We start from the raw sequence: 10898 nt of genomic DNA, 5'->3' as shown, positions 1-10898 counted from the left end.
GGGCTGCGCAGCAGCCCCCGCTCTTTACACCGACTCGTCAGCGGGGCGCGTACCCTCCTGCACCAGCACCATGCTCTGCGGCGAAGACAGCGGAATGCCTTCATCACGCAGCCGTCCAAGAATGGTGAACAGCAAGTCGCTACGGGTACCTGACACCTGCCGCGGCCCCGCCACGTATCCACTGACGCCAATCACCATGCCACTGGCGGTCAGGTCCTTGAACGACACCGAAGTGGCGGGCGCATCCAGAATCGCCTCATGCTCGTGGTACGCCGTCAACAACAGCTCGCGTACCCGGTTGGCGTCGGTCTCCAATGGCAGGGTCAAGGTAATGCCGACCACGCCCAGCGCATTGCCCATGGTCACGTTGCGCACGTTCTGCGAAATGAACTGGGAATTAGGCACGATCACCGTCGAGCGGTCGGACATCTGAATTTCGGTGGCGCGCACATTGATGCGGCGGATATCCCCCTCGACGCCCGCCAGGCTGACCCAGTCGCCCACCTTGACGGGGCGCTCGGTGAGCAGGATCAGGCCGGAGATGAAGTTCTGCACGATTTGCTGCAAGCCAAAACCGATACCCACCGACAGGGCACTGACCACCCAAGTCAGGCTGGTGAGGTTGATGCGCAGGGTCGACATTACCAGCATGGCCAGGAACAGGAAGCCCAGGTAGCCCACCAGGGTCACCAGCGAGGCACGCATGCCGGCGTCCATGTCGGTTTCCGGCAGCAGGCGGTCACTCAGCCAGCGCTTGACCACGCGAATGGCGAACAGGCCGCCGAAGAAGATCGCCAGGGCCAGCAGGATATCCTGCGGGACGATGTTGAGGTTGCCAAGCAGCTTGCCGCCGGTGCCGTCCCAGTCGCCCAGGCTCATCAGCAGCTCGCTGGGGCTGGTGCCCGACGGCATCAGCACCAGCAACAGCGCCAGGAACAGGATGACGGTACGGCCGATGCCGGCCAGGACAGTGCTGGCCTGTGCCTGGTGGCGAGGCGCCAGGCCCAGGGTCGAGGCCAGCGCCAGACCACCTGGCTGACGTGGCGACAGCAAGGTTTCGCACAGGTCACCGAAGAAGGTGGTCAGCAAGTAGGCACAGGTGACCACCAGGCTGACCCACAGCAATTTGGCGGTGAGGAAATAGGCGAGTGTCAGATAGCCGGTGAGCAGGGCCAGCAAGATCAGCGTCAGCCAGATCACCATCACGAACGGGATCAGCCCGGTCAGGCCAGTGGGGCGCTCCAGATCATGCTTGCGCAGGGTTCGGCGATAACCTAGCAATGCGCCGGCAAAGATAAGCGCCACCACCAGCGCGGTGAGGCCATTGACCGCCACAGTCAGTGCCAGGCTGGCGCCGATGACGCTGTTGATGCGCTCCATGGTCATCATGACCATCAGCGCCAACGCCAGTACCTTCGGGAACCAACCGAGCGCACTGGCCACTTCGTCATGGATCGGCGGCAGGCGCCAGGACGGGCGCTGCAGCATCAGCATGGCGCGGCCCAGGCCGGTGATGAAGGCGCTGAACACCACCAGGGTAAGGATGTGGTTGACCAGGCTTGCGATATCGGAGCCCAGCTGTGCGCTGCTCTCCAGGCCCCAGCGCAGCAGCGATACAGAGCCGGCAATGGTACCCAGGGTTGCCAGGCTGACGCCAAGCGCCAAGGCGCTGCGGCGCAAGCGGCCCTCGGGCAACCAGCCGACCATGGCACTGGCCAGCAGACGCTCGAGCACACGGCGCACCAAGGTCCAGACCAGAATCGCCGCCACCAGGCTGGTAATGAACAGCCAGCGGTTTTCGGCGCTGAGGGCACTGCCAATGGCATCGGCCGCCTCGCCGCGCAGGTCACGCACACGCGCCACGTCGTCCTGGGTAGGGCGGATGATGCTTTGCCAGAACGCCGGGCTTAATGGCGAAGCCGCACGGCTGGTGATTTGCGAATTGAACTGGCTACGGCGCAGGTTGACGATTTGCGTGGAAAGGTCGCGAGCCGACTGATTCAGCTTGGTGGCCTGATCCTGCTGGGCTACCAGCGCCTTTTTTTCGGCCTCCAGCGCTTTGCGCTGCTGCGTGAGGGTGGCGGCCTCGTCCGGCTGGGCCGGGCCGATGACCTTCAGCTTGTCCTCGAGTTTTTCCAGGTCGGCGGTGCGCTGGGTACTCAATGCATCAGCCTGGCGCTGAACCTGCATCGCCGCCAGGCGCAATTGCGACAGCAGGTCGTCGTTGGCCTCGCTGGTGACGCCCTGGCGGATCAGGTCCAGCCGGTCGCTCAGCTGTTCGATGCTGGCGTTTTCATCCAGCGCTGGCGCATCGGCAGCCACCAGATTGGACAATGGCGTGGCCGGGGCCGACCAGGCCGGGCTGGCAATGGCCAGCATCAGGGCCAACAGGACCATCAGGCCTGGGCAAAAACGGGCAAGGCTGACACGCCTCATCGAAGTATCCTCTTTACAACTCGATTTGGCGGGGGATTCTACGCGGCTTCAGGCTATCAGGAGAGTGCCGTCTCTCGCGTGAGCAGTTGCTGTCTGCGCTCGACACCCCAACGGTAGCCACTGATATCGCCGTCCCGACGCACCACCCGATGGCAAGGGATGGCCACGGCGATGTGGTTGGCCGCACAGGCCATGGCCACCGCGCGCACCGCTTTGGGCGCACCGATTCGTTCGGCAATGTCGGTGTAGCTGACCCGGCTGCCGGCCGGCACCTCGCGCAGGGCCTGCCACACCCGCTCCTGAAACGCCGTACCTTGCACATCCAGTGGCAACGCCAGGCCCAGTGCCGGGGCTTCGACAAAGCCCACCACTTCGGCGACCAACTGTTCGTAGGCACTGTCGCCGCCGATCAGGCGGGCCTTGGGGAACTGGTCCTGCAGGTCGTGCAACAGGGACTCGGGGTCGTCGCCCAGCAAAATCGCGCAAATGCCCTTCTCGCTCTGGGCCACCAGGATCGCCCCCAGCGAACACTGGCCGAGGGCGAAGTGGATGGTGGCCCCTGCGCCACCGGCGCGGTACTGGCGGGGGAGCATGCCCAGGCGCTGATCGGCGCTTTCGTAGAAGCGGCTGTTGGAGTTGAACCCGGCATCGTAGATGGCGTCGGTGACTGAACGCTGGCCATCTTCCAGGTGCTCACGCAGGCGCCGGGCACGGAAGGCAGTGGCATAGGCCTTGGGGGTAACGCCGGTTTCGGCCTTGAACAAGCGGTGCAGGTGGAAGGGGCTTACGGCCAGTTGCGCACTGAGCTGGTCGAGGCTGGGCGCAGGGTCGATGGTTTCGATCAGGCGGCAGGCGCGGGTGATCAGTTGGCTATGGCGGGCGGCGCTGGCCTTGCTGATACAACGTTTGCAGGCACGATAGCCCGCGGCTTCGGCAGCAGCCGGGGTGTCGTAGAATTCGACATTGGTGCGCTTGGCCATGCGAGATTTGCAGCCGGGGTGGCAGTACACGCCCGTGGTACGTACGGCGTAGACGAAGTGGCCTGTGGCGGTGGAGTCGCGGGACGCCACGGCTTGCCAGCGTTGGTCGGGGGTGGTGTAGAGATTCATGGGTTAGCATCCAGATAAGTTGTCGCCTGTACGGGCCTCTTCGCGGGTACGCCCGCTCCCACAGATCCTCTGCAGGGTTCGAGCCTTGCGCGGTCCCTGTGGGAGCGGGCATGCCCGCGAAGGGGCCCGTACAGGCGATGCAAAACTTCAGGCCCGCCACAGGTACCAGGCCGCCACGGTCCGAAACGGCCGCCAGCCGCCGCCCAGGGAGCGCATCTGCGCCGGTGTCGGCGCTTTGTCCAGGCCCTTTAGCCGTCGGTATCCCTCGCGAACGCCAAAATCGTCCACCGGCAGAATGTCCGAACGCTCCAGGCTATAAATCAGCAGCATCTCCACCGTCCATCGCCCTACCCCACGCAAGGCTACCAGGCGTTCGATCAGTGCTTCGTCGGCCATGGTCAATGCCTCTTCACGCGTTGGTACCAGGCCTTCCAGCCGCGCCTGGGCAATGCCCTGAATCGTCGCCAGCTTGCTCGCCGAAAAGCCGCAGGCACGCAGGATTTGCGGGCTGACCGTCAGCAATTGCTCTGCCGTCGGGAACGCACTCTCCGGGAACAACGCCAGCAACCGGCCAAGGATTGCTTCGGCAGCACGGGCATGCAGTTGCTGGTAGGCAATGGCCCGCACCAACGCCTCGTAAGGCTCCCGCCCCGGCGTGGCCTGGTGCAGGCAAGGCCCGGTCGCAGCAATGTGCCGCGACCAGTCCGGGTCGAGTGCTGCCAGGTATTCAGTGGCCTTGCGGTAGGCCTCGGGTGAAAGGTCGGCCAGTATCATGGCGCCTCCAACAGGTTGAATGCAGGGCCAGCTTAGCCCAACCATTCATCGGTTAAACGCCGGTTCTTGCGCGGCGAATTCCTGGCATACCATTGCCCTGTGCCGTTATCCCCGCATAGAATTGAGAACTATTCACAATCGCACAGTTCACAGGACCGGGCCCTCGTTACGATGCAGATCAACGACACGTTCAAGCCGACCGAGGTCGCTCTGCTCTATCAGGCCCACCATAGCTGGCTTCGCGGCTGGTTGCGCAACCGGGTGGGGTGCAGCGAGCATGCGGCCGACCTGGCCCAGGACACCTTCGTGCGGCTATTGCGGGCCCGCCAGGTTTCGCCGCTTAAAGAGCCACGCGCCTATCTCAGCAGCATCGCCCGTGGCCTGATGATCGACCAGTTCCGCCGTCGCGCACTGGAACACGCCTACCAGCAAAGTCTGGCCCACCTGCCCGAAGCCGAGGCACCCAGCGAAGAGCACCGGCTGGTCATTCTCGATGCCCTGGACCGCCTCGACCGTGCCCTGAACCAGCTCAAGCCGCGTGTTCGCCAGGCGTTTCTGCTGGCTCAACTGGACGGCTTGAGCATCGTGCAGATCGCCCAGCAGCTGGAAGTGTCGCGGGCCACCGTCGAGCGGGACCTGGCCAAAGCCTTGGGTGTCTGCTACCGGTTGCGTTACGCCGATGCATGAGCACGCCCCGGCACAGGCACAGGTCGACCAAGCCATCGACTGGCTGGTGAAGCTGCGCTTCGACCGCCCCACCCCCCGTACTGAGCAGCAATTCCAGCACTGGCTGGCCAGCCACCCGCACAACCCGCTGGCCTGGCAACGGGTCAGCCAACTGGGCGACGAACTGGCCGGGCTGCCCAAGGACCTGAGCCGGCGCACCCTGGACGGCAGCCAGCGCCAGCGCAGCAGCCGACGAGACCACCTCAAGCTACTGGCGCTGCTGGCCGTGGGCGGCAGCCTGGGCTGGGCCATGCGCGAACCTATGGGCCTGCCGCAACTGCTGGCCGACAGCAGCACCGCCACAGGTGAGCGGCGCCAGTGGCAAGCCAGCGATGGCAGCCACATACAGCTCAACACAGCCAGCGCTATCGACCTGCATTACAGCGCCGGGCAACGCCAGCTGGAACTGGTACGTGGCGAGGTCAGCCTGGACAGCAACCCCAACGACACTCGCCCGTTCCACATCGACACCCGCGTCGGGCCGCTGACCACCCTCAACGGCCAGGTGCTGCTGCGCGAAAACAGCCAGGGCCTGCTGCTGGCGGTGCGCCGTGGTGCAGTCACGCTGTTCCCCACATCGCCCTCGCCGCGGCAGGTGCATTCGGGCGAAACCGTGCAGGTGGGGGCCAATGGCAGTATTCACGCGGTGACGCTGCACAGCGACCCGTGGGGCTGGACCGACGGGGTGCTCAGTGTGCAGCAAATGCCACTGGCCGAGTTTGCCGCAGAGCTCGCCCGCTACCGTCCCGGCCTGTTGCGTTGCGCCCCTGAGGTGGCGAATTTGAAGGTGTCAGGTACCTATCAGTTGGGCGACACCCGTCAGATTTTGCAGCTGCTCACCCGCAGCCTGCCGGTGCGTATCGACTACCGCACGCGTTATTGGGTAAGCATCGGCGCGGCGTGAACGTCTGTCTGACCGGCTACCTCCTGCAGTTATCGGTCCGCCACTGGCCGCATCCGCCCATGCCGCCGGTATGACTGCCTGGCAAAGCACACGAACAGCCCGGCCATCAGCGCCAGCGCCATGGGCAGGCCATGCGGGGCCACATCCATCGCAGCGCCACTGACCAGCGGTCCGATCAGGCTACCCACCCCCCACAGCAAACCCACGCTGGCATTGGCAGTGACCAGGTCCTGGCCCTTGAAACGTTGCCCGATCAGCACCAGCGCCAGGGTATAGATGCCCCCCGCAACCGCTCCAAGCACCACCAGCAGCGGCCACAGCAGCCAGGTCATGTTCAGCAGCCACGGCAGGCCGATGCCAATCGACATCGCCACCAGCCCGCACGCCAGGTGCAGCCCGGTGCGCTCCACCCTGTCGGCCAACCAGCCCAGCGGCAGCTGGAACAGCATGTCGCCGGCAAACACCACGGTCACCATCAGCGCCGCCACGCCCACGGCAAAGCCATGGCTGGAGGCGTACACCGGCAACAGCGACAGCACCACCGCATCGAAGAACGAGAAAAACAGCACCGCCACACACAACGCCGGTGCCACGCGGAAGAACCCCGCCAGGCCGAAGCTCTTGTCGCCCTCTTCATGCTCGACATGGTCATTGGGTACGGTCAGCACGATGCACAGCAACGCCAGGCCATAGCAGGCGGTGACCACACCGGTGATCCACGGGCTGTTGGCGCCCAGCACCGCGAGCATGGCCGGGCCGAGTACCTGGAAGCCGGTAAAGCTGGTGGCATAAAGGGCCATGATCTTGCCGCGATTGTGATCAGGGCACAGTTCGTTGACCCACGACTCGCCGAGGATGATGGCGATGCCCATCCCCAGCCCCAGGCCCAGGCGCAGCAGCGCCAGCAGCCACAGCGAGGCGAAAGCCGACTCGAGCAAGGCGATGCTGACGGTGCACAGGCTGAAACTCAGCAGGTAGATGGTGCGCCGGGTGAGGTGGCGGCAGCAGGCGTCGACCAGGAACGCCGAGAGCATCATGCCCGCAGCGGGAATGGCCGAGATGATGCCGATTTCCAGGGTACTGGCCCCGGCCTCATGCAGGCGCAACGACACCAGTGGCAGGCTGGCCGCCAGGCTGAAGCCCACGACAGAAACGGCGAACAACAGGCCCGCCAGCAAACGCATGTTCATGTACCACTCCTTGCAAACCGAAAAGACGTGCAGACACAGGCGCGCACGCCGGGGCGGCGAGCGACGCAAAAGCGCAGATCAGTTCAGGCGAGGTGTGGCGAGAAGGTGAAGGCAAACAGCACGCTGCGGCGACGCTTGAGCACCGTGTCGCTCGGCCAGGCACGACGCAGGGCCTGGAGGGCAGGCTGGCGGGCGTGTGGGAGGGACGGGTTACGGCGCATTGCTTTGGCTACTACGCAGGTGGTGGGTAAAAAGAGGCGGCACTCTAGCTACCTCAAGGGGGGGTAGTCAATCGGCCAGGGGCCTCTACGAGGCCCATTCGCAGCACAAGGCTGCTCCTACAACGAGCGCGTGCTGCCTGTAGGAGCAGCCTTGTGCTGCGAATGGGCTGCAAAGCAGCCCCCAGCAATTTCAGCGTTTACCTGTAGACGGCAAGAACACCGCCAGCAACCCGAACAACGGCAGGAACGAGCACAGCCCGTACACATACTCGATACCGCGCAGGTCCGCCACATACCCCAGCAGCGCCGCCCCAATGCCGCCAAAGCCGAACATCAGCCCGAAGAAAATGCCGGCGATCATGCCCACGCTACCCGGCACCAGTTCCTGCGCATACACCACGATCGCGGAAAACGCCGAGGCCAGGATAAAGCCGATCACCACGCTCAGCACGGTGGTCCAGAACAGGTCCGCATACGGCAGCGCCAAGGTGAACGGCGTCACCCCCAGGATCGAGAACCAGATCACCGCCTTGCGCCCGATGCGGTCCCCGATCGGGCCGCCAAAGAACGTGCCCGCCGCCACTGCCCCCAGGAACAGGAACAGGTGCAACTGCGAGCTGGCCACCGACACATCGAACTTCTCGATCAGGTAGAAGGTGAAGTAGCTGGTGAAGCTGGCCATGTAGAAGTACTTGGAGAACACCAGCAGGCCCAGCACGATCAGCGCCGCGATCACCCGGTTGCGGGAAATGCCATGGGTGGCCTGCACCGCCTTGCGCGCCTTGGCCTGGTTGAGGTGCTCCTTGTACCAGTTGCGCAGCATCAGGGTTACACCGAGGAAGAACAAACCGGCCAGGCCGAACCAGGCCACGTGGGTCTGGCCGAACGGAATGACGATGGCCGCCGCCAGCAGTGGGCCCAGAGCAGAACCGGTGTTGCCACCAACCTGGAAAGTCGATTGGGCCAGGCCGAAGCGCCCGCCAGAGGCCAGGCGCGCAATACGCGAGGTTTCCGGGTGGAACGTCGACGAGCCGATCCCCACCAGCGCCGAGGCCAGCAGAATCATCGGGAAGCTGCCGACGAAGGCCAGCATCACGATGCCCACCAACGTGCACAAGGTGCCCAGCGGCAACAGGTTCGGCGTTGGCCGGCGGTCGGTAAAAAAGCCGACCCAGGGTTGCAGCAGCGAAGCGGTGATCTGGAACGTCAGGGTAATCAGACCGATCTGGGCGAAGCTCAGGTCGTAATTGGCCTTGAGCATCGGGTAGATCGCCGGCAGCACCGACTGGATCAGGTCGTTGATCAAGTGCGCCAGGGCGCAGAAGCCGATGATGCGCATTACCAGCGGCGTCGCTTGGCTCGCCGCTGCGCTGGTGGACGCCGGGGAGGCGCTACTGGTGGCCATGTGCCTGAATCTCCGTCCGCAGTTTGGGATCCGATTATCGGGAAACAAATAGATACATAGCTACCTTTTTTATCCCTCTGTCGCAACGTACTTGAAAATGGTTCTCAATATAATTAGCATCCTCGACTTATATCCCTGTCATCGTTGGGCGAAACGGCCCCTATCGTGAGCAGACCGACCCCATGAGCCCGATGCCCGCCAAGCAGCTGCAGCCCGACCCACAGCAGGAAGCGCTGGAGTGGTTCTCGCTGTTGCGCCAGCCCGGTTGCGACGACACCCAGCGCCAGGCATTTGCAGCCTGGTGCCAGCTACCAGACAACGCCCATGCCTATGCCGAGCTGGAGACTTTCTGGCAACAGCTGCAACCCCCCCCCGCCCGCCCCCGCCCACGGCACGTAAATGAACGCCGCAGCCACCAGGGCAAATGGTTGGCGCTTGTGTTTCTGCTCGGGTTGGGCGCGGCGGCCTACCTCTACTGGCCGCTGATGCAGCGCCTGGCCAGCGAGCTGCACACCGATGTGGGCGAGCGGCGCAGCACACGCCTGGCTGATGGCACGACCCTGAACCTGGACAGCGCCAGCGCAATGAACGTCGACCTGCGCGGCCGCACCCGTCAGCTGCACCTGGTGCAGGGCCAGGTGTTCCTGGAAGTCGTGCTCGACGGGCGGGCCATGGAAGTGGAAGTGGGCAACGCCCGCATCCAGGTGTTCGGTACCCGCCTGCAGGTAGCCCGCCATGCCGGTCATGATGAACTTGTCGTACTCAGTGGCAAGGCCATGGTTATCCAAGGGGGTGAACAGCGCATGGTATCGGCCGGTGAGCAGGTCACCTTCGATGACACCCGCATTGGCCCGGTGCACAAAGCTGACCTGAAAACCGCTGACAGCTGGCGCACCGGCCGCCTGAAAGCCACCGACATGCCTTTGGGGCAGGTGCTAAAGCGCCTTGCCGCCTACCAGGGGCAGCGGTTATGGATACTGGATGAACAAATGGCCCATCGGCGCGTGAGCGGCAATTTCAACCTCGACCGGCCTGGCGAAAGCTTGCAAACTCTGGCGGCGGCCCAGCATCTGCAGCTTCAAGGCGTGCTCGGGCACTGGCTTGTGGTGCGCTGAAACCACGCCCGGCGGCTAAGTTTTTGAAAGCGTGCAAATTTTTTTTGAAATGAGTGTTGACAGAGGGCCCGTTCAAGAGAATAATGCGCGCCATCGGCTACATAGCTCAGTTGGTTAGAGCATAGCATTCATAATGCTGGGGTCCGGGGTTCAAGTCCCTGTGTAGCCACCAAACAAGACGAAGGGCTTACCGCAAGGTAAGCCCTTTTTCTTTGCCTGCGAAAAAGCTGACACGCTTTCAGTTGGAGCAAGCAGTTACCCTCAACATGCAATCGCCCTTCAACGAATCCCCGTCACCGCCACCGCCAGCCCAAGGCCGATCAACGCCAGGCCGATGACTCGGTCCACCAGCGCTTGCCGGTCGATCATCGCCTTGCGCAAAACGGCACTTGAGAAAAACACCGCCACCAGACTGAACCACAACCAGTGGGCAAAGGACATGAATGCGCCGTAGGCGAAATCAAGTGCCAGGGGGCTGCCTGGTTGCACCACCTGGGTGAAAGCACTGATAACGAACAGCATGGTCTTGGGGTTCAGGGCATTGGTCAGAAAGCCAGTGCGCAGGGCTTGCAGCACGCTGGCGGTCGATTGACTGCCACCCTCGAGGTTGATGCGCTGAGTGTTGGTGAGCGACTTGTAGCCCAGGTAGATCAGGTACCCCGCCCCCAGCACTTTCATGGCCAGGAACAGCGCGGGGCTCTGGCTGATGATCACGGCAATGCCCAGCACCGTGTACAACACGTGCACCTGGACACCCAACGCGATACCCATCGCAGCGGCCAGCCCGGCCTTGCGGCCTTGTGCATAACTGCTACGGGTGACCATGGCGAAATCGGCGCCAGGGCTGATGACGGCGAGCAAGGTGAACAGGGCGACGGCGATGATTTCGGTCATGCTGATGGCTCTCGATAGGCTATGAAAATGCACAGGCCTGGGGATTATCGAGGGCTTATGAACCAGGAAAAATCGATTTATAGTGAGGCATATCTGATAGTTTTTTTCACAGAAAAATAACGCC

The 10898-nt window shown here is 63.5% G+C and carries 10 protein-coding genes and 1 tRNA gene; 4 read left to right on the top strand and 7 right to left on the bottom strand.

Features of this window, described 5'->3' with window-relative positions; genetic code table 11:
* Positions 1-24 precede the first annotated feature (24 nt).
* The 3 genes from ACK1VC_RS16980 to ACK1VC_RS16970 form a co-directional block, all read right to left on the bottom strand.
* Positions 25-2436: a DUF3772 domain-containing protein gene (locus tag ACK1VC_RS16980; RefSeq protein ID WP_016484851.1), complete on the bottom strand. Its 2412-nt coding sequence runs from the start codon at positions 2434-2436 to the stop codon at positions 25-27.
* Between the two features lie 56 nt (positions 2437-2492).
* The gene (gene ada, locus ACK1VC_RS16975; protein WP_191087258.1) at positions 2493-3545 is read right to left on the bottom strand and encodes a bifunctional DNA-binding transcriptional regulator/O6-methylguanine-DNA methyltransferase Ada; all 1053 of its coding nucleotides are present in this window, start codon (positions 3543-3545) and stop codon (positions 2493-2495) included.
* A 147-nt stretch (positions 3546-3692) separates the two neighbouring features.
* Entirely contained in the window at positions 3693-4319 is a 627-nt protein-coding gene (locus ACK1VC_RS16970) for a DNA-3-methyladenine glycosylase family protein (RefSeq protein ID WP_016484849.1), read from the bottom strand.
* Between the two features lie 171 nt (positions 4320-4490).
* Here ACK1VC_RS16970 and ACK1VC_RS16965 point away from each other — a divergent pair, with 171 nt between their 5' ends.
* A complete protein-coding gene (locus ACK1VC_RS16965) occupies positions 4491-5006 on the top strand; it encodes a sigma-70 family RNA polymerase sigma factor (RefSeq protein ID WP_016484848.1) in 516 nt (171 codons plus the stop codon).
* Positions 4999-5949: a FecR domain-containing protein gene (locus tag ACK1VC_RS16960; protein WP_191087257.1), complete on the top strand. Its 951-nt coding sequence runs from the start codon at positions 4999-5001 to the stop codon at positions 5947-5949. The genes ACK1VC_RS16965 and ACK1VC_RS16960 overlap by 8 nt, the downstream gene beginning before the upstream one ends.
* 29 nt (positions 5950-5978) lie before the next feature.
* Here the strand turns inward: ACK1VC_RS16960 and ACK1VC_RS16955 are convergent, their stop codons facing one another.
* From ACK1VC_RS16955 to ACK1VC_RS16945, 3 genes are all read right to left on the bottom strand, one after another.
* Entirely contained in the window at positions 5979-7139 is a 1161-nt protein-coding gene (locus ACK1VC_RS16955) for an MFS transporter (protein WP_191087256.1), read from the bottom strand.
* 83 nt (positions 7140-7222) lie between these two features.
* Positions 7223-7360 carry a hypothetical protein gene (locus ACK1VC_RS16950; protein ID WP_016484845.1) on the bottom strand — a complete coding sequence of 46 codons (138 nt, stop codon included), beginning with the start codon at positions 7358-7360 and terminating at the stop codon, positions 7223-7225.
* Positions 7361-7550: 190 nt separating this feature from the next.
* Entirely contained in the window at positions 7551-8765 is a 1215-nt protein-coding gene (locus ACK1VC_RS16945; protein ID WP_449117996.1) for an MFS transporter, read from the bottom strand.
* A gap of 191 nt (positions 8766-8956) precedes the next feature.
* Between ACK1VC_RS16945 and ACK1VC_RS16940 the strand changes: the two genes are divergently transcribed.
* Both ACK1VC_RS16940 and ACK1VC_RS16935 read left to right on the top strand, forming a co-directional pair.
* Positions 8957-9880 (top strand): FecR family protein, encoded by a 924-nt coding sequence (locus ACK1VC_RS16940; protein ID WP_095115873.1) that lies wholly within the window; start codon positions 8957-8959, stop codon positions 9878-9880.
* Positions 9881-9975: 95 nt separating this feature from the next.
* A tRNA-Met gene (locus ACK1VC_RS16935) sits at positions 9976-10052 on the top strand.
* 107 nt (positions 10053-10159) lie between these two features.
* Here the strand turns inward: ACK1VC_RS16935 and ACK1VC_RS16930 are convergent.
* Positions 10160-10774: a LysE family translocator gene (locus ACK1VC_RS16930; protein WP_016484842.1), complete on the bottom strand. Its 615-nt coding sequence runs from the start codon at positions 10772-10774 to the stop codon at positions 10160-10162.
* Positions 10775-10898: the final 124 nt, after the last annotated feature.

This window comes from Pseudomonas sp. XP2, assembly GCF_053557975.1.
Note: the sequence above shows the minus strand (reverse complement) of the source record. Positions and strands in the feature narration are given on the sequence as shown.

Excerpts from the sequence above, each read along its gene's own strand:
- ACK1VC_RS16930 (WP_016484842.1), bottom strand. The coding sequence starts at position 10,774 with ATGACCGAAATCATCGCCGTCGCCCTGTTCACCTTGCTCGCCGTCATC.
- ada (WP_191087258.1), bottom strand. The coding sequence starts at position 3,545 with ATGAATCTCTACACCACCCCCGACCAACGCTGGCAAGCCGTGGCGTCC.
- ACK1VC_RS16940 (WP_095115873.1), top strand. The coding sequence starts at position 8,957 with ATGCCCGCCAAGCAGCTGCAGCCCGACCCACAGCAGGAAGCGCTGGAG.
- ACK1VC_RS16980 (WP_016484851.1), bottom strand. The coding sequence starts at position 2,436 with ATGAGGCGTGTCAGCCTTGCCCGTTTTTGCCCAGGCCTGATGGTCCTG.
- ACK1VC_RS16970 (WP_016484849.1), bottom strand. The coding sequence starts at position 4,319 with ATGATACTGGCCGACCTTTCACCCGAGGCCTACCGCAAGGCCACTGAA.
- ACK1VC_RS16955 (WP_191087256.1), bottom strand. The coding sequence starts at position 7,139 with ATGAACATGCGTTTGCTGGCGGGCCTGTTGTTCGCCGTTTCTGTCGTG.
- ACK1VC_RS16950 (WP_016484845.1), bottom strand. The coding sequence starts at position 7,360 with ATGCGCCGTAACCCGTCCCTCCCACACGCCCGCCAGCCTGCCCTCCAG.
- ACK1VC_RS16965 (WP_016484848.1), top strand. The coding sequence starts at position 4,491 with ATGCAGATCAACGACACGTTCAAGCCGACCGAGGTCGCTCTGCTCTAT.
- ACK1VC_RS16945 (WP_449117996.1), bottom strand. The coding sequence starts at position 8,765 with ATGGCCACCAGTAGCGCCTCCCCGGCGTCCACCAGCGCAGCGGCGAGC.
- ACK1VC_RS16960 (WP_191087257.1), top strand. The coding sequence starts at position 4,999 with ATGCATGAGCACGCCCCGGCACAGGCACAGGTCGACCAAGCCATCGAC.